Source organism: Pseudomonas sp. REB1044, assembly GCF_038813925.1.
Taxonomy (GTDB): Bacteria; Pseudomonadota; Gammaproteobacteria; order Pseudomonadales; family Pseudomonadaceae; genus Aquipseudomonas; species Aquipseudomonas boreofloridensis.
This window is the reverse complement of sequence record NZ_CP046139.1, coordinates 3,888,130-3,906,285: the sequence shown is the minus strand read 5'-3', so window position 1 is coordinate 3,906,285 and position 18,156 is coordinate 3,888,130. Positions and strand designations below refer to the sequence as shown.

Sequence of the window (18,156 nt, the reverse complement as noted above, 5' to 3'; positions counted from 1 at the left end):
GGCGAGCCGCCTTCCCCGCAGGCATCACGGGGCTTGATCGATCAGTGGCCTCCGAACAACGCCCGCGCGTGTTCGAAGCACTGTTCGGCAATCGCCGGGCGCGGCTCGCTGCGGCGCAGCAGCAGGCCGACGGGGCTGTGGATGCTGGCGTCGGCCACCGGGACGATGCGCAGGTGCTCGTTCAGCGCTTCAAGGCCGCAGTCCAGCGGCATCACCGCGCAGCAGATGCCAGCGTTCACTGCCTGGATCAGTTGGAAGGTGGAGTCGCTTTCCAGCACTGCCTGGGGCGCCAGGCCGCGACTGCGGAAGCTCAAGTCCAGGGACTGGCGGTAATGCATGCCTTTGCTCAGCAGGCCGAGCGGAACCCCCGCCAGCGCTTGCCACTGCAATTGCGCGTCTGGGAACTGGAAATGCCGGATGTCGTGCAGCAGGCCCATGGTGGTGGTGCCCAGTTCGATCACTTCGAAGAAGCTGAGGTCGACCTGATCCAGGTAGCAGATACCCAGGTCCAGCTGATTGCGACTCAGGCCATCGACCACCTGCTGCGAGCTCAGCGAGCTCAATTGCAGGTGCAGTTCGGGGTATTTCTCGCGCAGCGGCAGCAGCAGTGCCATCGGATTGAAGCTGGCCAGCGGCACGCTGCCCAGGCGCAGGTTGCCGACCAGTTGGCCGCGGCAACTGGCGGCTTCGGCCTGCAGACCGTCGTGGGCGGCGAGCAGGGTCTTGGCCCAGGCCAGGATGCGCTCGCCGGCTTCGGTGAAGCCTTCGAAACGCTGGCCGCGCTCGACCAGCACCAGCTCCAGTTCTTCTTCCAGGTTGCGCAGACGCATCGATAGGGTCGGCTGGGAAATGTGGCACAGCTCGGCGGCCTGGCCGAAATGACGGGTCTGGTCGAGGGCGATGAGGAACTTGAGCTGCTTGATGTCCATGGTCCGGCCTGGCAAGAAAGGGGATCGGACGGGGCGTCGTATTGAAGGGACGCGCGTGCCGCCAGCGCCAGGGTGACGCAAAAGGCCTGCAGAGACAAATCGGTGGTGAAGCGCCTGGGCGCTGTTCGACTCAGCTCAGCACATGCTCCACCGGTTCGAGCAGCGGCGGCATCGGCTCGCCGAGCGCCGACAGCACGTCACGTTCGAGCAGGCGCACCAGCGAGTCGGTGGGCAAGTCGTTTTCGTCACGGCCGAAGGGGTCTTCCAGCTCATTGCCGATGGCGTCCAGGCCCAGGAACGTGTAGCTGACGATTGTGGTGAACAACGGTGCCAGCCAGCCCAGTGGCTCGGCCAGGGCGAACGGCAGCAGCAGGCAGAAGATATAGATGGTGCGGTGCAGCAGCAGGGTGTAGGGGAAGGGCAGCGGCGTGCCTTTGATGCGCTCGCACGTGGCCTGCACCTCCGACAGCCCGACCAGGCGTTGCTCCAGCGTCATGTAGCGAAACTCGCTGATCCGTCCTTCGCTGGCCAGACGCGAACAGCGCTCGCCAAGGTCGCGCAGAATGCCATCGCAAACGTTGTGCGCCGAGATGTCCGCGTCCTTGGGCAGCCATGGCGTCGCGGCGTGCAGGTCATCCTCGTTGCGCAGGCGCGCATTCAAGCCATGGGCAAAGGCGCACAGGCTGCGCAGCAACCGCGCACGCTGGGTTGGATCGTCGATCACTGCGCTTTCGCGCACGAACGAGCGCACCTCGATGATCATCCGTCCCCAGGCCTTGCGGCCCTCCCACCAGCGGTCGTAGCAGGCGGTGTTGCGAAAACTCATGAAGATCGACAGCGACAGCCCGAGCAGTGTGAAAGGCGTAGCGCTGACCGGGTAGAAGAACGCCGGGTAGTGCCGTTCGACCAACACGATCAGTGCGGCCAGCAGGGTCACCATCAGGCAGCGCACGGCGATGCGCTTGACCACTGAACCGCGCAAGGTGAACAACATGCGCAGCAGGTCGGTGTGAGCGTGGACGATCAAGGCAGTTCCAGAGACGGCCGATCAGCCGCCGGTCATGTTCATGAAGCGCAGGATCTGCACCTCGCCACCCACCTCGAAATGATGGCGGTAGGGCTTGAGGTGCAAGGCATCGCGGATCGCCTGGTCCAGACGGGCGCTGTCGCCAGGGTGGCTGCGCAGTACCTGCTTGAGGTCCAGCGAGTGTTCGTTGCCCAGGCACAACAGCAGCCGGCCTTCGACGGTCAGGCGCACTCGGTTGCAGGTGGCGCAGAAGTTGTGGCTGTGCGGCGAGATGAAGCCGACCCGCGTCTGCGGGGCCTCGGTCAGGCGCCAGTAGCGGGCCGGGCCTTGGGAGGACTCGGCCGACTCGATCAGGCTGAAATGCTCGGCCAGGCGTTCGCGCACCGCGTCGCTGGAATAGAACGACTCGCCGCGCTCGTGCTCGTCGATCACCCCCAGGGGCATCTCCTCGATGAAGGTGATATCCAGTTCGCGATCGATGGCGAAACGCACCAGGTCGACCAGTTCGTGGTCGTTGCGGCCCTTGAGCACCACGCAATTGAGCTTGGTGCGGCGAAAGCCGGCACGGCGCGCAGCGTCGATGCCTGCGATCACCTGGGCAAGGTCGCCGGTGCGGGTCAGGGCCTTGAAGCGCTGGGCGTCGAGGCTGTCCAGGCTGATGTTCAAGCGCGTCACGCCGGCGTCGAACAACGGTTGGGCCAGGCGACCGAGCTGCGAGCCATTGCTGGTCAGGCACAGTTCGCGCAGGCCGGGCAGGGCGGCGATGCGCCCGCACAGCTCGACGATGCCCTGGCGCACCAAGGGTTCACCGCCGGTCAGGCGGATCTTGCGTGTGCCCATGGCGACGAAGCGCTCGGCCACCTGGTACAGCTCTTCGAGGCTGAGGATTTGCTGGCGCGGCAGGAACTGCATGTCTTCGGCCATGCAGTAGACGCAACGGAAGTCGCAACGGTCGGTGACCGACATCCGCAGGTAGTCGATTTTTCGGTTGAAATCGTCGATCAGGGCCGGCGGGTTCTGTTCCACGTTTGCGCTCGAAAGGAGGGGGCGGCGTTGTCGCCGCGCATGGGGTCCACGCTATAACCTGTGGGCAGGTACGTCAAATCGCTTTGGCCGACCAGGCGATAGGTGGGCTCTATCACGCTCCAGGCCCGGCAGTCAGCGTGACACCGGAAACGCGGTGGTGTACTTGATCTGCTCCATGGCGAAGCTGGAGGTGATGTTCGACAACCCTTCGGTACAGGTGATCAGCCGCTTGTAGAAGCGGTCGTAGGCAGCGATGTCGCTGACCACTACGCGCAGCATGTAGTCCCAATCACCGGACATGCGGTAGAACTCCATCACCTCCTCGAACGCGGTGACGGTACGGGCGAAGTCCTCCAGCCAGGCGCTGTCATGGCGCTGGGTCTTGAGCTGGACGAACACGCTCAGGCCCAGGTTCAAGCGCTGTGGATCGAGCAAGGCCACGCGGCCGCGGATATACCCTTCGTCTTCCAGGCGCTTGACCCGCTTCCAGCACGGCGTGGTGGTGAGGTTGACGGCTTCGGCCAGGTCCTTGAGCGACAGCGAGGCGTCGCGTTGGAGCAGGGTGAGAATGTGCTGGTCGAAACTGTCCATTGCCATTGCGTGCGTGCCGGTGTGTGCGGAACAAGAAGTGCGCAGCCTAGCGCACTCGGGGAACGGCTGGCCACGGGCCTGTCGCTGCGGCGAGTCAGGGCCGGATATGCCATAGTGGCACTTTTCCCCGCCCCCCAGTGCAGACGGACCCGATCATGGCTGAAAAACCGCGCAGTTTCGCCACCCGAACCCTCCATGCCGGCGAGCAGTCCAGCGTCGCCGACAACGCCATCTTCCCGGCCATCGTCACCTCCAGTTCGTTCATCAAGCGAGGTCTGGACGACCATCCCGAGTACGCCTACAGCCGCGTCGCCAACCCCACCCGCCATGCCTACGAGACCTGCGTTGCGGCGCTCGAAGAAGGCGTGGGCGCGGTGGCCTGTGCCTCGGGCGTGAGCGCCACTGCCACCGTGCTCGAACTGTTGCCCAAGGATGCCCATGTGGTGGTGATGAATGGGGTCTACGGCGGTACCTTCCGCCTGATGGAGGACTACCGTGCCCACACCAGTGGCCTGACCACCACCTATGTCGACCTCAACGACCTCGACGCGGTGGCGGCCGCGATCCGTCCGAACACGCAGATGATCTGGCTGGAGTCACCCACCAACCCGCTGCTGCACGTGGTGGACATTGCCGCATTGAGCGAACTGGCCCAGGCGCGCGGCATCCTGACCTGTATCGACAACACGTTCTGCTCGCCCTGGAACCAGCGGCCGATCACCCTTGGCGTGGACCTGGTGATGCACTCGGCGAGCAAGTACATCGGTGGCCATTCCGACCTCACCGGCGGTGTGGTGGTGGCTGGCAACCCCGAGTTGCTGACGCGACTGCGCAAGATCAGCATGGCGGTGGGCGCGATCCAGGGCCCGTTCGACTGCTACCTGGCGCTGCGCGGCCTGAAAACCCTCGACGTGCGCATGGAGCGCCAGTGCGCCAATGCCTTGCGCGTGGCGCAGCACCTGGAGCGTCACCCGCAGGTCGAGCAGGTGTTCTACCCAGGGTTGCAAAGCCATCCCCAGCACGCCCTGTGTCAGCGCCAGATGCGCAGCGGCGGCGCCGTGGTGGCGCTGCGGGTCAAGGGCGACCGGGCGGCGGTCAACCGACTGGTGGAGGCATTGTCGATCTTCGTGCTGGCCGATTCGCTGGGCGGTGTGGAGAGCATGATCAACCACTCCTGGAGCATGTCGCACAACTCGCTCAGCCCGCAGCAGAAGGCGACAATGGGGATCAGCGAAAACCTGGTGCGCTTGTCGATCGGCATCGAGGACTGCCGCGACCTGATCGAGGATCTGGAGGCGGGCTTGCAGGCGGCGGCCGGGGCGTGACAGGAGAGGACTGATCGCGGCGGGGGATGCCGCGATCAGACGGTCATCCAGCGAGGGATCAGGCCTTGGGCGGATGGACGATCCGTTCGATCTTGTCCTTGATCAGCAGGCGCTCGCGACGCAGGCGGTTGACCGCCTCGTCGTTGGTGCCGTTGCCCTCGGCGGCCACCACCTCCTTGTCCTTGGCGTTGTATTCCTTGTGCAACCGGTGCAGGTCGTGGTTGTTGTCGACCAGGGCCTGGAAAGCGTCTGCGCTGGTGTGCAGGTCGGCTAGCAGATCATGCGGTACGGGCATCTTTTCACCTCGATTTCAGGGATTGCGGAAAGATCCTGCTGCTTCAGGATAGCCGTGTAAATGGACCGCCGCTGGGGCCAGAGGTGCAATTCATCTTTTATGCCGTTGCCAAGCGTGAAGATGTGAAACTTTGTTAATCATGAAATACACTTCATAACTTAATAATCCTGAAGTTTTCACGAAAAATTGATGGTAACTTCCCTAGAGTGCGGCCATCCAGCCAAGGTGCCCGATCGGTCGCGCCTGGTCGTTTCTCAACTTTAGCGGCGAACGCCATGATAAAAATCAGATCCCTGCGGACCGAATGGGTCACGCTGCTGGCCAGCCTGTACCTGCTGATCGGCCTCAATCTGTTTCTCTGGAAACACCTGGAGAGCATCGTACCCCCCGGTTTGGTGGGGCTTTGGTTGAGCCTGGCGTTTGCCTTGCTGATGTTGTTCGCCTTCAATTTGCTGCTGACCTTGCTGGCCTTCAAATATGTATTGAAACCGGTATTGATCGTGCTGTTCATGGCCGGCGGGGCGGTCGCCTATTTCATGAATCAATATGGCGTTCTTATTGATGTCGGCATGTTCCGCAATGTCGTGGAAACCAACATCGAAGAAGTACGCGACTTACTCTCGCTGAAGTTTGCCTTGTATATGCTCGGGCTCGGTGTGTTGCCTTCCTTGTTGCTCTGGAAGACGCCAGTCGCCTATCGCCCCTGGCACCGTGAGCTGCTGGGCAAGCTGGTGGTCAGCGGGGCCTGCGTGACCGCGCTGGCTTCGGTGGCGCTGATCAATTACCAGGGCCTGTCGTCGCTGTTTCGCAACCACCACGAGATCCGCCTCATGCTCACCCCGAGCAACATCGTCGGCGCCTCTTTGACCTACGCCAGCGAGAAACTCGGCAGTGCTGCACGGCCTTTCCAAAAGTACGGTGAGGATGCCCGCCGCGACGCCGCCTGGCAGCAGCATGCGCGCAAGTCGCTGACCGTGCTGGTGGTCGGTGAAAGTGCTCGCGCCGAGAACTTCGGGGTGCTGGGCTATGCCCGCGACACCACCCCGCGCCTGGCCAAGGAGCCTGGCCTGCTGGGCTTTACCGATGTGCACTCGTGCGGCACCGAAACTGCGGTGTCGGTGCCGTGCATGTTCTCCGGCATGACCCGCAAGGACTACGACCCCAGCCTGGCCAGCCGTCGCGAGGGGCTGCTGGACATTCTCGGCCGCGCCGGCCTGCAGGTGAAATGGCGTGACAACCAGTCAGGTTGCAAAGGCACCTGCTCGCGCTTCGACTACGTCAACCTGACCACGGCGAAGGACCCGGTGCTGTGCGCTGGCGGCGAGTGCCATGACCAGATCCTGCTGCAGAACCTCGATGCCTTGCTCGATAACCTCGACCAGGACACTGTGCTGGTCCTGCACCAGATGGGCAGCCACGGCCCCGACTACTACAAGCGCTACCCCGAGGGCTTCGAGCACTTCACGCCAGTGTGCCGCAGCAACGCCCTGAACCAATGCAGCCGCGAGGCGATCGTCAATAGCTACGACAACACCCTGACCTACACTGACGCGGTGCTGGCCTCGCTGATCGATACCCTGCGCAAGCACCAGGACAAAGTCGACACGGCCATGGTCTATCTCTCCGACCACGGCGAATCGCTGGGTGAATACAACGTGTTCCTGCACGGTACGCCGTATATGCTGGCGCCGGACCAGCAGAAGCACATCCCGCTGCTAGCCTGGTTCTCCGACAGCTACCAGCAGGACTTCGCGGTGGACACCGACTGCCTGGCCAAGCTGCGCGATGCGCCGCTGAGCCAGGACAACCTGTTCCATTCGATGCTCGGCCTGTTGCAGGTGCACACCCAGGTCTACCAGCAGTCGCTGGACCTGTTCGCCGGCTGTCGGCCCTGGTTGACGGCGAAAAGCTGAGGGTCGCGCTCGCGACCGCTGATCGCCACCACGGATGGCCCGGGTTTCACCAGCAGCGCCCGCGCCGTATATACTGCGCGCCAATGTTTGTGGGAGAGCCTCGTGGCCATCGAAATACACTGGATCCGTGACGACCAGACCCTGGCCGAACGCTGCCGGGCCTGGCGCGAACTGCCTTTCGTGGCCGTCGACACCGAGTTCATGCGGGTCGACACCTTCTATCCCAAGGCCGGCCTGGTTCAGGTCGGCGACGGTCAACGGGCCTACCTCATCGATCCGCTGGCAATCCGCGACTGGCAGCCGCTGGGCGAGTTGCTCGAAGACAGCACGGTGGTCAAGGTGCTGCACGCCTGCAGCGAAGACCTCGAGGTGCTGTTGCGCCTGACCGGCAAACTGCCGCAGCCGCTGTTCGACACCCAGTTGGCGGGCGGCTACCTGAATATCGGCTTTTCCATGGGCTATTCGCGCCTGGTCCAGGACGTGCTCGGTATCGAGCTGCCCAAGGGCGAGACCCGCTCCGACTGGTTGCAGCGACCGTTGTCCGACACCCAGGTGAGCTACGCCGCCGAAGATGCCGTGCACCTGGCCGAGCTGTTCGAAGCCCTGCGCCCGCGGTTGTCCGACGACAAGTACGCTTGGGTGCTGGAAGACGGTGCCGAGCTGGTGGCGCAGATGCGCCGCGAGGTCGATCCGCAGACGCTCTACCGCGAGGTCAAGCTGGCCTGGAAGCTGGGTCCGCAGCAGCTCGCCGTGCTGCGCGAGCTGTGTGCCTGGCGCGAGCGCGAAGCCCGCAGCCGCGACGTACCGCGCAATCGCATCCTCAAGGAGCACGCGCTGTGGCCCATGGCCAAAGGGCAGCCGGACAACCTCTCGGCTCTGGCCAAGATCGAGGACATGCATCCGCGTACCATCCGCCAGGACGGCGAAACGCTGCTCAAGCTGATCAAGGACGCCGCCAGCCAACCGCCCGAGCAATGGCCGGCGGTGCTGGCCGAGCCTCTGCCCATCGAGGCCGCCGGCCTGATCAAGCGCCTGCGCGCCATCGGCCAGGCCGAAGGTGAACGCCTGGGCATCGCGCCGGAACTGATGCTGCGCAAGAAATCCCTGGAAGCCCTGCTCAAGAGCGGCTATCCCAACGGCCCCTACCAACTGCCCGAATCGCTGCGCGGCTGGCGCCGCGAACGCATGGGCCAGGCCCTGCTGGCTGACCTGGCAGGTGCCGGAGAGACGCCATGAAACGTATCTGTTCGATCTACAAGAGCCCGCGCAAGCAGGAAATGTACCTCTACGTGCTCAAGGCCGATGGCTTGGCGCGCGTGCCCGAGGCGCTGCTGCCGTTCTTCGGCGCCCCGGTGCATGCCTTCGACCTGGTGCTGTCCCCCGAGCGCACCTTGGCCCGCGAGGACATCGCCAAGGTGCTGGAAAACCTCGAAAGCCAGGGCTATCACTTGCAGATGCCACCGCCCCAGGACGAGTACATCGAGCACCTGCCCGAAGAATTGCTGCGCCGTAACGATCCGGCCTGAGCCGGGTTCGATCACCCCCATCCAGGCGGTCGCTGACGGACCGCCTGCGTCGTACGTCAAGGTTTTCTAGAAATGCGCGTTTTGATCGCTGAACAGGATCATGCCCTTTACGCTCGCCTGCTGGGCGAGCTGGCACCGGACCTGGAGGTCCTGACCAGTGGCGATTCCGCCGAGCTGGCGCGTCAGGCGCCGCAGTGCCCGGTATGGCTGGGCGAGCCGCACCTGGTCGCCAGCCTGCTGCGCCAGGGGCACGTCCCGGCCTGGCTGCAGTCCACCTGGGCCGGTATCACCCCGCTGCTGGCCGAGGGCCTGCCGCGCGACTATCGGCTGAGCCGCGCCGTGGGCATTTTCGGCCAGGTCATGGCCGAATACATGCTCACCTACATGCTGATTCACGAGCGTGACGTGCTGGCGCGCCTGGTCAGCCAGGTGGAGCGGCGCTGGGACGGCCGCCCGGGAAACAGCCTGCAAGGGCGCAAGGTGCTGATCGTCGGCACCGGCGACATCGGCCAGCGCGTCGCCGAGTTCCTGCTGCCGTTCGGCGTGACACTGTACGGCATCGCCAGTACACCGCGCGAGCAGGCGCCGTTCGTCGAAGTGGCCGGGCTGGAGGCGCTGCCGCGGCGGGTGGCAGAGGTCGACTACGTGCTCAACCTGCTGCCCGACACCCCGGCCACCCACGACCTGTACGATGCCGCGCTGTTCCAGCGCTTCAAGCCCACGGCGCTGTTCATCAATGCCGGACGCGGGGTGGCGGTGGTCGATGCCGACCTGGTCGAGGCGCTCAAGAACGGTCACCTGGCCGGTGCGGTGATCGACGTGTGCCGGCAGGAGCCGCTGCCGCAGCGCCATCCGTTCTGGACCGCCTGGGGCTTGCTGCTGACCGGGCACAGCTCGGCACCGACCTCGCCCGAGGCCATGGTGCGACTGTTCATCGACAACCTGCGGGCCTACACGGCGGGGCAGCCTGTGCGCGGCGAAGTGGATTTCGCCCGAGGCTATTAACCCGTCGCCCCAGGCCAGCGCAGGGTCTGGGCGCTGACCGGCGGTCTGGCATTGCGCCGGGACAGGCTCTAGACTGGCGCCGCCGCGCGCCGCGGCCTTTTCCGTGACTGCAGGAACCTGTCTGATGATCGCCGACACCGCGCCGTTCTGGCGGCGCAAGACCCTCGACCAGCTCGATGCGCACGAGTGGGAATCGCTCTGCGACGGCTGCGGGCTGTGCTGTCTGCAGAAGCTCGAAGACGAGGACGACAACAGCATTTATTACACGCGTATCGCCTGCAAACTGCTGGACCTGAAATCCTGCCAGTGCAGCGACTACCCCGGGCGCTTCGCCCAGGTGCCCGATTGCATCCAGCTCACGCCGGGCAAGGCCGACCAGTTCAAGTGGCTGCCGACCACCTGTGGCTATCGTCTGGTCAGTGAGGGCAAGGACCTGCCGGCCTGGCATCACCTGGTGTGCGGCGATCGTGAGCAAGTCCATGAGCAGCGCATTTCCCAATCCGGACGCATGTTCAGCGAGAACGATGTCGACGAAGACGATTGGGAAGACCATCTGATCTTTCGTGCCGGCTGAGTCCCGGCGTCTGTCCTGTTGCCGAACGAGGAACCTGAATATGCGCCTGTGGTTGTTGCTGCTAGGTCTGCTGGTCAGCGTGCCGGCCTGGGCGAAGAAGGTCGATCTGGATTATCAGGTGCGCCTGTTGCCCAAAAGCGGCCAGGCTGAGGTGCGTGTGACCCTGGCCGATGGCAGCGCCGTGCGCAGCCTGGACTTCGATCTCGGGCGTCAGGGCGTCTACAGCGATTTCCAGGCCGACGGCCAGTGGCAGGCGCACGACGGTCGTGGCGTCTGGCAACCCGGCCCCGGCAAGACCCGTCTCAGCTACCGGGTGCAGTTGGACGTCAAACCGGCGAACAGCGCCCACGAATCGCGGATCACGCCACACTGGGCATTGTGGCGCGGTGAGCAACTGGTGCCGGCTGCACGCCTGGATCAGCAGGACGGCACCGAGCTGGTGGCGCGCCTGAGTTTCGAGCTGCCGTCGGGCTGGCAAAGCGTGGAGACGGCCTGGCCGCGCATCGGCAAGCGCAGGTTCCGTATCGATGACGTCTCGCGGCTGTTCGACCGGCCCACTGGCTGGATGCTGGCGGGCAACCTGGGCAGTCGACGCGCCCGCCTGGGCGATACCGAAGTGACGGTGGCCGCGCCGCAAGGGCAGGGCATGCGACGCATGGACACCCTGACATTGCTCACGTTCGTGTGGCCGCAAGTGCAGGCGGTGTTCCCGCGAACGCCGGCCAAGCTGCTGGTGGTCGGCGCGCGTGACGACGTGATGCGTGGCGCTCGGGCCTCTTACAACTCGCTGTACCTGCACAGCGGCCGCGCATTGATTGGCGAGAACGGTAGCAGTGCGATGCTGCGCGAACTGGTGCAGGTGTTCGCGCAGATCAAGGACCGCGAGCGCAGCGACTGGTTGAGCGAGAGCCTCACCGACTACTACTCCACCGAACTGCTGCGCCGCGCTGGCGGACTCAGCGATGACCGCTACCACGTCGTGCAAGCACGCTTGCAGAACGACAGCGCCCAGGTAGGCACACTGCGCGGCGATCAGGCCGACGCGGCACAGGTGGCCCGCGGCGTGTTGCTGCTACAGGCGCTGGATCGCGAGATTCGTCTGCACACCCACGACCAGCGCTCGCTGGACGACGTCACCCGTGCCCTGATGCGTCTGCCCAGCGTGAGCACGGAGGAATTCGTGCAGATCAGCGAGCGTGTGCTGGGGCGCCAGTCCGACGTCCTGCAGAGCAAACTGCTGCGCTGAGAGGCCGCCCTCAGACCTCGCTGAGTGGATCCTTGCCGGTCACGGTCACTGTGCGCGTGGCCGATTCGGCGCTGTCCTTGAGTGCCCTGAGCTCGGCGGCGCCGCGATCGATTTCGGCGTTCAGGCGACGGTAGTCCGCGCGCTGTTTCTGCAGCCACGCCTTGGCCTGGCACTGGCCTTTGAGCCCACGGGCCAGCGCGAGGCCGCCAACCGTCACCTGCAGCAGGCCGATCAGGCCACCACGGCGCATGCCTTTGCTGACCATCAGTGCACCACCGGCCAGCGAGCTGACGCGTTCCCAGCCGGTAACGTTGTGGTCTTGGCTATCGGTGAGCGAATGGATATCGAGCATGGGACGGTCTCCTGAGGATGGGTTCATCAGGTGACCGTGGTAGTGGCGGCGTCGTTCAGTGCAATCGATCGAGAGGCGCCACTACTTGAACTTCGGCCCCGAGCGGGTGTTCAGGCCCTTGGCCAGGCGGTCGTAGAGCACCACGTTGACCGTCGCGGCCAGGTTCATGCAGCCGTGGGTGGGGATGTAGATGGTTTCCTCGCACCAGGCGCGCACGCTGTCGTCCAGGCTGCCGTCTTCGGGGCCGAAGATGTAGATCGCCCGGTCGGGGTGGGTGTATTCCGGCAGCGGCCGGGCGCCCTCGACCAACTCCACCGCCACCGGCGTGCAGCCCAGCGGGATGATGCGCTGCAGATCGTCGATGCCGATCAGCGGGATGTCGTAGTGCACGCGCTTGGTGTCGGTGACGAAGTCGCGGGCGCGCTCGTAGCGCTTGCCGGTGTAGAACACCGAGTTGACCCCGTAGCAGCCTGCGGCGCGCATCACCGAGCCGACGTTTTCCGCGGATTTGGGGTTGAACAGGCCGATGCAGCTGTACCGTTTGTTCGCCACGAGTCGGGGCCCTTCGCAAAAAAGAGCGCGATTATACGGGCTCGCCGACGTCGTGTGGGCGCGATTGGACGGTCAGTCCTTGTTCATCAGCGCGGCGAGGCCGGCGAAGGGGTTGTGCGTGGCCACGTTGGTCTTGGGCGTGCTCAGCGACCCTTCGCCGAAGTATTGCTGGTCGGTGTAGCGCGAGTGTTCGTTGTCGTGGCAATACAGGCACAACAGTTCCCAGTTCGAGCCGTCCTGGGGATTGTTGTCGTGGTTGTGGTCGCGGTGGTGCACGGTGAGTTCCGACAGACGCTTGCCGGCGAATTCACGGGCACAGCGTCCGCAGACGTGCGGGTACATCTTCAGCGCCTTGTCGCGGTAGCCCATTTCCTTGTCGCGCTTGGCGTCGGCGAGGATGCGGTCGAGACGGGCGGTGGCGGCGGAGGTGGAGGCCGAGCTCATGGTGTTACCTTTATCGTTATCAGGGCTATGACGGTGGTTGCGCTGAGTCTAGCGCGACTGCGGTGTAGCGCACAGGCAAACGCGCGCGATTGGGCGTAGCCTGTAGGCAGGTTCCGGACGGGAGGTGATCGATGTTGCCTGTACTGCTTGCCAGTGTGTGGCTGCTCGCCGCGCCGTGCGCCGCGCTTGCCGGCCAGCCTTCGGGCGGTTTGGCCCCGGTGCCCGGTGCGCCGGGTACGCCCACGCCCACGCCCTATCCACAGATCACCCCGAGCGTGCCGCCTAAGGCCGGCGGCAGCGAGGTCGGCGGGCCGCTGTTGCCGCCCATGCCCAAGCCAGGGCCGCCGAAGGATCAGCCCCTGCCGGGCCTGTCGCCCGCGCCGCCGGTCAAAAGCGACTGACGCTAGCGCGTAACGCCCAGCTCATCGAGCACGAAGGCGTACTCCAGGGCCACGTCGCGCAAGCCCTGGTAGCGCCCGCTCATGCCGCCGTGGCCGGCGCCCATTTCGGTCTTGAGCAGCAGCAGGTTGTCGTCGGTCTTGCGGGTGCGCAGCCGGGCCACCCACTTGGCCGCTTCCCAGTACTGCACACGGCTGTCGTTGTAGCCAGCCACCACCAGCATCGCCGGGTAGGCCTGGGCCTTGACGTTCTCGTAGGGCGCATAGGCCTGGATGCGCGCGTACACCTCGGGCTCTTCGGGGTTGCCCCACTCGTCGTACTCGGTGACGGTCAACGGCAGCTCGGGGTCGAGCATGGTGTTGAGCACATCGACGAAGGGCACTTCGGCAATGGCGCAACGGAACAGCTCGGGACGCTGGTTGAGCACGGCGCCGATCAGCAGGCCACCGGCGCTGCCGCCGCTGATCGCCAACTGCTCGGAGCGGGTCACGCCTTGGGCGATCAAGTGTTCGGCGCAGGCGATGAAGTCGTCGAAACTGTTCTGCTTGTGCGCCTGCTTGCCGGCGCGATACCAGGCTTCGCCCAGCTCACCGCCGCCGCGCACGTGGGCGATGGCGAAGGCCACGCCGCGCTCGAGCAGGCTCAGGCGAGCGTGGGAGAACCAGGGGTCCAGGCTTTCGCCGTAGGCGCCGTAGCCATACAGGTACAGTGGCACGCTGCGGCCCAGGTCCTGACGTCGGCGCACCAGGCTGATCGGCACCTGCGTGCCGTCCGCCGCGGTGGCCCACAGGCGCTGGCTGACGTAGTCGTCGGCATCGAATGGGCCCAGCACTGGCGTTTGCTTGAGCACCTGCTGCGCGCCGTTGGCCAGGGTCAACTGGCGCGCCTGGGCGGGGCGGTTGAGGGCCTCGTAGCGCAGGCGGATAGACGCGCTGGCGAACTCCAGGCTGTCCTGCACGTACAGGCTGTAGGCCGCGTCCGGCAGTTCGACGCGGTAGGCCGGCAGACCCTGGGGATGCACCTCGATGATTGGCAGACCGCCTTCGCGCAGGCTCAGCGTCAGCGCGCTGGCATTCAGGCTAAGGCCTTCGAGCATGATCTCGTTGCGGTGCGGCACCAGCACCTGCCACTGGGCGTGGGTGGGAACTCGGTCGGCGGGCGCATGGAACAGGGCGAAGTTGATGCCATCCTGGTTGCTGCGGATGAACCAGCGCCATTGGCCGTCGAGTTGGCCGTGGTCGGGGAAGTATTCGTGGCCTTCGACCCGTGGCGCCAGGCAGGTGAAGGGCGCCTTGGGCGTCTGGGCATCGAGTACCCAGGCCTCGCTGGTGGTCTTGCTGTTGAGCAGCAGCACCAACTGACGCTCCGAGCTGCTGCGGTAGCAGTGCAGGAAAAAGCGTCCGTCCGCTTCTTCGAAGACCTGCGTCGCGTCGGCCTCGCCCAAGGTGTGGCGAAGCAGGCGCCAGGGCCGGTGGGTCTCGTCCAGTTCGGCGAAGAACAGGGTGCGGCTGTCGTTGGCCCAGGTCAGGCTGCCGTCGCAGTCGTCGAAGGGCAGGGCGGTGAGGGCGCCGGTGTCCAGATCCTTGACGTACAGCGTGTAGATTTCATCGCCACGGGTGTCCAGGCTGTAGGCCAGCAGGCGATGGTCGGGGCTGACGTTGAACGCGCCCAGGGCCAGGAAGCCGCCCTCGGCCAGGGCATTGGGGTCGAGCAGCAACTGCTCGGCGCTTTCGTCGACCTGCAGGCTGTCGTCGGCCGGACGCGGGCAGCGGTAGTGACGTGGATACTCGTCGCCGGCGGTGGTGCGGGTGTAGTAGAGGAAAGGGCCCCAGGGCGAGGGCAGCGACAGGTCGGTTTCCAGAATGCGGCCCTTGATCTGCTCGAATAGCTGCTCGCGCATTTCGGCCTGGTCGGCCAGGCACGCCTGCTGGTAGGCGTTTTCCTGCTCCAGGTAGGCCAGTACCTCGGCGTTGTCGCGTTCCTGCAACCAGGCGTAGGGATCGCGGCCGGGGGCTTGGCGGGCGATGGGGGGCTGGGGTCTGATAGGCATGAAATGTCCCGAGATGGAAAGGGCACCTGTGCCCCTAAAAGTGTTTATCATAGGCGCCTCTTCGCTTGCCTTGCACGGACACCATGATCGAACAAGACTACACACTGGCCTGGGGCCTCTACGCCGTCGCCGCCGTGGGCTGCCTGCTGGTGGCCTTCAAGCTCACCGGCTGGATGTGGCGCTGGCTGCGCGAGCCGCTGCGGGTCTTGGTGGCCGTGCTGCTGTTCAGCCCCACCATCGTCGATCCGGTCAAGGACAGCTTCGCCCCGGCCATTGCCATCACCGCCTTGGACCTGGCGTTCAAGGTGGGCAACAACGCCTGGCGCGCGGCGTCGGACCTGGCCATGTACGGCATGATCGCCTTCGCCCTGTACCTGCTGTTCGTGCTGGTGCGCTGGCCGCTGGAAAAGCGTGCTCGCGAGCGCAAGGCGCGGGCCGAGGCCGCTGCCAGCCGACGCGCCGCCGAAGACGAGGCGATGGTCGACGATGCCCCGCAGGTCGACCCGCGCGACCGCTACCGCAGCGAGCCGCCCGCCCCGGCACCGCGCCGTCCCGCCAATGGCGGCGGTCGCGTCGAACCCCGGATCTGACACGGAGCGCTGGTCGATGTGTGAATTGCTGGGCATGAGCGCCAACGTCCCGACCGATATCGTTTTCAGCTTCACCGGCCTGATGCAGCGCGGCGGGCGCACCGGCCCGCACCGCGACGGCTGGGGCATCGCCTTCTACGAGGGGCGTGGCCTGCGCCTGTTCCAGGACCCGACCGCCAGCAGCGAATCGGAGGTGGCCAACCTGGTGCAGCGCTACCCGATCAAGAGCGAGGTGGTCATCGGCCACATCCGCCAGGCCAACGTCGGCAAGGTCTGCCTGTCCAACACCCACCCGTTCGTTCGCGAGTTGTGGGGGCGTAACTGGTGCTTCGCGCACAACGGTCAATTGGCAGGCTTCGTCGGCGAGAAGACCTTTTACCGCCCCGTGGGCGACACCGACAGCGAAGCAGCCTTCTGCGACTTGCTCAACCGCGTGCGCGAGGCCTTCCCCGAGCCGGTCGAAGCCGAGGCGTTGCTGCCGGTGCTGGTCGAGGCGTGCGCCGGTTACCGTGACAAAGGCGTGTTCAACTGCCTGCTCAGCGACGGCGACTGGCTGTTCTGCTACTGCTCCACCAAACTGGTACACATCACCCGGCGCGCCCCGTTCGGCGCCGCGCGCCTGAAGGATGTCGACCTGATCGTCGACTTCCAGTCGCAAACCACCCCCAACGACGTGGTCACGGTGATCGCCACCGAGGCGCTCACCGAAAACGAAACCTGGCAGCGCTATACCCCTGGCCAGTGGGCCCTGTGGCGCCATGGCGAGTGCGTCGCCAACGGCTGAGGAGCGAGCATGTTCAGAAGTTACCTGCGGTTGCTGCTGTTCACCGTCGGCCTGCTGGCCGGCATCCAGGTGCCGGGGTTGGTCAAGGACTACAGTCAGCGCGTCGAAGCGCACATGCTCGAGTCGCGCGAGGCCCTGGCGGGCTTCCAGGAAACCGCCGAGCGCTTCTTCAACGGCGATCTGCAAGCGTTGCTGCGGCACTACCGCAGCAGCGACGACCCGGTGTTCAACAGCGATGCCAACAGCATCGAAAGCCTGATGACCCGTAACCAGTTGCTGGAGAGCGAGTGGCAGGCGTTGCAGGGCAACTGGGTCAGCCGTACCTGGCATGTCGTGGCGCAGGCCGATCCGCAGCTTCGCGAGGAAACGCTCAAGGGCTACAGCTACCAGATCCTGCTGGTGCCCGAGGCGATCGGCTGGGGCATCGGTTGCGGGTTCCTGCTGGCGCTGCTGGTCGAGAGCCTTTTGCTGGGCATCGGTTGGGTGATCCTCGGTGGTCGGCGGGGCGCGGTGAAGGAGAGCTGGCGCTAGGCTCTACTTGCCTGCACCAGCACGATCCTGCGCTCGCCCGCCTCCTGCGCGTAGCGCGCCAGCACCTGCCGGCACACACCCACCACTTCCTCCACCAGGTCCACGCCGGTCTGCCAGGACGCCACCAGTTCCAGGCTCGGCGGCGCCAGCAGGCCGTCGAGCAAGGCCAATTCGCCCCGTGCCAGCTCGCTGGCCACCAGCGCCGGGGGCAGTGCAGCGACGCCGAAGCCGTCGCGCAGCAGTCGGGTGATCGCCGACACCGAATTCACGCAATTGAGCCGCAACCTGTGCGCGCCCGCCGCCTGCAGCAGGCTGGCGACGTCCTGATGTGGACGCGAGTTGCGTGAAAAGGTGAGGATTCGCTCGCGTGCCAGCTCGGCCAGGTCGGCGTACTCGCGGTGCAGGGCCGAGCCGCTGGCGACGATCCAGCCCATGGGATAGCGCGCCAGGTCCAGGCTGCGAATGCGTTCTTCACGCAGCAGGTCGGTCTGCAGGATTACATCGACGAAGCCCTTGTGCAGGTGCTCGCGCAGGTTCAGCGCGGTGTCGGCGACCAGTTCGATCTCCACCTGCGGATAGCGCGCGGTCAGCTCGGCCACCAGCGCGCTCATCCAGGTGTGGATCACCGTGTCCATGATGCCCAGGCGCACTCGGCCCACCCGCGTGCGCTCGGCGCCCAACGACTGCTTCATCGCCTGGGCGGTGTCGAGCATGCGTTCGGCGTATTCCAGCACGCGGCTGCCTTCGGGCGTCAGGCTCACCCCGCGCGAGTCGCGCAGCAGCAGCTTCACGCCCAGGTCGGCCTCCAGCGCGGCAATGCGGCTGGACACCGAGGCCTGGGTGGTGAACAGCTTCTCGGCCGTCAGGCGAAAGCTCTTGAGCCGGGCGACCCAGACGAAAGTTTCGAGAAAGCGCAGGTTCATGGAGGGCTCGCAAGGCTGGGCGATCGGTTTTTCTTGTTCCAGACCGCAGGTTTTTCTCATTGGACGCCGGTTGC

General features: G+C 65.4%; 21 protein-coding genes. 11 read left to right on the top strand and 10 right to left on the bottom strand.

The window, feature by feature from the left end; genetic code table 11:
• Window positions 1-41: 41 nt before the first annotated feature.
• The 4 genes from GKC70_RS17810 to GKC70_RS17795 form a co-directional block, all read right to left on the bottom strand.
• A complete protein-coding gene (locus GKC70_RS17810) occupies window positions 42-929 on the bottom strand; it encodes a LysR family transcriptional regulator (protein ID WP_342649449.1) in 888 nt (295 codons plus the stop codon).
• Between the two features lie 130 nt (window positions 930-1,059).
• On the bottom strand, window positions 1,060-1,956 hold the full coding sequence (locus tag GKC70_RS17805) for a bestrophin family protein (RefSeq protein WP_342649448.1): 897 nt from the start codon (window positions 1,954-1,956) through the stop codon (window positions 1,060-1,062).
• 21 nt (window positions 1,957-1,977) lie between these two features.
• A complete protein-coding gene (gene moaA, locus GKC70_RS17800) occupies window positions 1,978-2,982 on the bottom strand; it encodes a GTP 3',8-cyclase MoaA (RefSeq protein WP_029614643.1) in 1,005 nt (334 codons plus the stop codon).
• Window positions 2,983-3,114: 132 nt separating this feature from the next.
• Window positions 3,115-3,573, bottom strand: coding sequence for an Lrp/AsnC family transcriptional regulator (locus GKC70_RS17795; protein WP_039576070.1), 459 nt, complete (start codon window positions 3,571-3,573; stop codon window positions 3,115-3,117).
• 155 nt (window positions 3,574-3,728) lie between these two features.
• Between GKC70_RS17795 and GKC70_RS17790 the strand changes: the two genes are divergently transcribed.
• Window positions 3,729-4,898 carry an aminotransferase class I/II-fold pyridoxal phosphate-dependent enzyme gene (locus GKC70_RS17790; protein WP_342649447.1) on the top strand — a complete coding sequence of 390 codons (1,170 nt, stop codon included), beginning with the start codon at window positions 3,729-3,731 and terminating at the stop codon, window positions 4,896-4,898.
• Window positions 4,899-4,956: 58 nt separating this feature from the next.
• Here the strand turns inward: GKC70_RS17790 and GKC70_RS17785 are convergent, their stop codons facing one another.
• Window positions 4,957-5,193: a YdcH family protein gene (locus GKC70_RS17785; RefSeq protein WP_039576076.1), complete on the bottom strand. Its 237-nt coding sequence runs from the start codon at window positions 5,191-5,193 to the stop codon at window positions 4,957-4,959.
• A 275-nt stretch (window positions 5,194-5,468) separates the two neighbouring features.
• Between GKC70_RS17785 and GKC70_RS17780 the strand changes: the two genes are divergently transcribed.
• From GKC70_RS17780 to GKC70_RS17755, 6 genes are all read left to right on the top strand, one after another.
• On the top strand, window positions 5,469-7,106 hold the full coding sequence (locus tag GKC70_RS17780; protein WP_342649446.1) for a phosphoethanolamine--lipid A transferase: 1,638 nt from the start codon (window positions 5,469-5,471) through the stop codon (window positions 7,104-7,106).
• A gap of 102 nt (window positions 7,107-7,208) precedes the next feature.
• Window positions 7,209-8,342 carry a ribonuclease D gene (gene rnd / locus GKC70_RS17775; RefSeq protein ID WP_116887741.1) on the top strand — a complete coding sequence of 378 codons (1,134 nt, stop codon included), beginning with the start codon at window positions 7,209-7,211 and terminating at the stop codon, window positions 8,340-8,342.
• Window positions 8,339-8,632, top strand: a complete 294-nt coding sequence (locus tag GKC70_RS17770) for a YcgL domain-containing protein (protein WP_029614639.1) — start codon at window positions 8,339-8,341, stop codon at window positions 8,630-8,632. Before rnd ends, GKC70_RS17770 begins: the two co-directional genes overlap by 4 nt.
• 72 nt (window positions 8,633-8,704) lie before the next feature.
• A complete protein-coding gene (locus GKC70_RS17765; RefSeq protein ID WP_295484947.1) occupies window positions 8,705-9,637 on the top strand; it encodes a D-2-hydroxyacid dehydrogenase in 933 nt (310 codons plus the stop codon).
• A gap of 124 nt (window positions 9,638-9,761) precedes the next feature.
• Complete coding sequence (locus GKC70_RS17760) at window positions 9,762-10,211, top strand: YcgN family cysteine cluster protein (RefSeq protein WP_039576086.1); 450 nt, start codon at window positions 9,762-9,764, stop codon at window positions 10,209-10,211.
• A 40-nt stretch (window positions 10,212-10,251) separates the two neighbouring features.
• Window positions 10,252-11,457 (top strand): hypothetical protein, encoded by a 1,206-nt coding sequence (locus GKC70_RS17755; protein ID WP_342649445.1) that lies wholly within the window; start codon window positions 10,252-10,254, stop codon window positions 11,455-11,457.
• Between the two features lie 10 nt (window positions 11,458-11,467).
• Here the strand turns inward: GKC70_RS17755 and GKC70_RS17750 are convergent, their stop codons facing one another.
• The 3 genes from GKC70_RS17750 to GKC70_RS17740 form a co-directional block, all read right to left on the bottom strand.
• A complete protein-coding gene (locus GKC70_RS17750) occupies window positions 11,468-11,809 on the bottom strand; it encodes a DUF2892 domain-containing protein (protein ID WP_295484942.1) in 342 nt (113 codons plus the stop codon).
• A gap of 81 nt (window positions 11,810-11,890) precedes the next feature.
• Window positions 11,891-12,361, bottom strand: coding sequence for an RNA methyltransferase (locus GKC70_RS17745; protein ID WP_029613706.1), 471 nt, complete (start codon window positions 12,359-12,361; stop codon window positions 11,891-11,893).
• A gap of 72 nt (window positions 12,362-12,433) precedes the next feature.
• Window positions 12,434-12,805: a YajD family HNH nuclease gene (locus GKC70_RS17740; RefSeq protein ID WP_029613705.1), complete on the bottom strand. Its 372-nt coding sequence runs from the start codon at window positions 12,803-12,805 to the stop codon at window positions 12,434-12,436.
• A gap of 131 nt (window positions 12,806-12,936) precedes the next feature.
• Here GKC70_RS17740 and GKC70_RS17735 point away from each other — a divergent pair, with 131 nt between their 5' ends.
• Complete coding sequence (locus tag GKC70_RS17735) at window positions 12,937-13,206, top strand: hypothetical protein (RefSeq protein WP_342649444.1); 270 nt, start codon at window positions 12,937-12,939, stop codon at window positions 13,204-13,206.
• 2 nt (window positions 13,207-13,208) lie between these two features.
• Here GKC70_RS17735 and GKC70_RS17730 read toward each other — a convergent pair whose 3' ends face one another.
• Window positions 13,209-15,254, bottom strand: coding sequence for a S9 family peptidase (locus GKC70_RS17730; RefSeq protein ID WP_342649443.1), 2,046 nt, complete (start codon window positions 15,252-15,254; stop codon window positions 13,209-13,211).
• Window positions 15,255-15,337: 83 nt separating this feature from the next.
• Between GKC70_RS17730 and GKC70_RS17725 the strand changes: the two genes are divergently transcribed.
• Genes GKC70_RS17725 through GKC70_RS17715 form a run of 3 tightly spaced genes read left to right on the top strand, consistent with a single transcriptional unit; the run spans window position 15,338 to window position 17,159 of the window.
• The gene (locus GKC70_RS17725) at window positions 15,338-15,844 is read left to right on the top strand and encodes a hypothetical protein (RefSeq protein WP_029613704.1); all 507 of its coding nucleotides are present in this window, start codon (window positions 15,338-15,340) and stop codon (window positions 15,842-15,844) included.
• A 16-nt stretch (window positions 15,845-15,860) separates the two neighbouring features.
• The gene (locus GKC70_RS17720; RefSeq protein WP_029613703.1) at window positions 15,861-16,628 is read left to right on the top strand and encodes a class II glutamine amidotransferase; all 768 of its coding nucleotides are present in this window, start codon (window positions 15,861-15,863) and stop codon (window positions 16,626-16,628) included.
• Window positions 16,629-16,637: 9 nt separating this feature from the next.
• Window positions 16,638-17,159, top strand: coding sequence for a DUF2937 family protein (locus tag GKC70_RS17715; RefSeq protein WP_039576106.1), 522 nt, complete (start codon window positions 16,638-16,640; stop codon window positions 17,157-17,159).
• Here the strand turns inward: GKC70_RS17715 and GKC70_RS17710 are convergent.
• Window positions 17,156-18,082: a LysR family transcriptional regulator gene (locus GKC70_RS17710; protein ID WP_342649442.1), complete on the bottom strand. Its 927-nt coding sequence runs from the start codon at window positions 18,080-18,082 to the stop codon at window positions 17,156-17,158. The two genes, GKC70_RS17715 and GKC70_RS17710, sit on opposite strands and share 4 nt — an antisense overlap.
• Window positions 18,083-18,156 lie beyond the last annotated feature (74 nt).

Bases quoted from the DNA above. Each gene is read 5' to 3' on its own strand.
- GKC70_RS17810 (WP_342649449.1), bottom strand. From the start codon at position 929: ATGGACATCAAGCAGCTCAAGTTCCTCATCGCCCTCGACCAGACCCGT.
- GKC70_RS17795 (WP_039576070.1), bottom strand. From the start codon at position 3,573: ATGGACAGTTTCGACCAGCACATTCTCACCCTGCTCCAACGCGACGCC.
- GKC70_RS17790 (WP_342649447.1), top strand. From the start codon at position 3,729: ATGGCTGAAAAACCGCGCAGTTTCGCCACCCGAACCCTCCATGCCGGC.
- GKC70_RS17785 (WP_039576076.1), bottom strand. From the start codon at position 5,193: ATGCCCGTACCGCATGATCTGCTAGCCGACCTGCACACCAGCGCAGAC.
- GKC70_RS17780 (WP_342649446.1), top strand. From the start codon at position 5,469: ATGATAAAAATCAGATCCCTGCGGACCGAATGGGTCACGCTGCTGGCC.
- GKC70_RS17770 (WP_029614639.1), top strand. From the start codon at position 8,339: ATGAAACGTATCTGTTCGATCTACAAGAGCCCGCGCAAGCAGGAAATG.
- GKC70_RS17765 (WP_295484947.1), top strand. From the start codon at position 8,705: ATGCGCGTTTTGATCGCTGAACAGGATCATGCCCTTTACGCTCGCCTG.
- GKC70_RS17760 (WP_039576086.1), top strand. From the start codon at position 9,762: ATGATCGCCGACACCGCGCCGTTCTGGCGGCGCAAGACCCTCGACCAG.
- GKC70_RS17755 (WP_342649445.1), top strand. From the start codon at position 10,252: ATGCGCCTGTGGTTGTTGCTGCTAGGTCTGCTGGTCAGCGTGCCGGCC.
- GKC70_RS17750 (WP_295484942.1), bottom strand. From the start codon at position 11,809: ATGCTCGATATCCATTCGCTCACCGATAGCCAAGACCACAACGTTACC.
- GKC70_RS17740 (WP_029613705.1), bottom strand. From the start codon at position 12,805: ATGAGCTCGGCCTCCACCTCCGCCGCCACCGCCCGTCTCGACCGCATC.
- GKC70_RS17735 (WP_342649444.1), top strand. From the start codon at position 12,937: ATGTTGCCTGTACTGCTTGCCAGTGTGTGGCTGCTCGCCGCGCCGTGC.
- GKC70_RS17730 (WP_342649443.1), bottom strand. From the start codon at position 15,254: ATGCCTATCAGACCCCAGCCCCCCATCGCCCGCCAAGCCCCCGGCCGC.
- GKC70_RS17725 (WP_029613704.1), top strand. From the start codon at position 15,338: ATGATCGAACAAGACTACACACTGGCCTGGGGCCTCTACGCCGTCGCC.
- GKC70_RS17720 (WP_029613703.1), top strand. From the start codon at position 15,861: ATGTGTGAATTGCTGGGCATGAGCGCCAACGTCCCGACCGATATCGTT.
- GKC70_RS17715 (WP_039576106.1), top strand. From the start codon at position 16,638: ATGTTCAGAAGTTACCTGCGGTTGCTGCTGTTCACCGTCGGCCTGCTG.
- GKC70_RS17710 (WP_342649442.1), bottom strand. From the start codon at position 18,082: ATGAACCTGCGCTTTCTCGAAACTTTCGTCTGGGTCGCCCGGCTCAAG.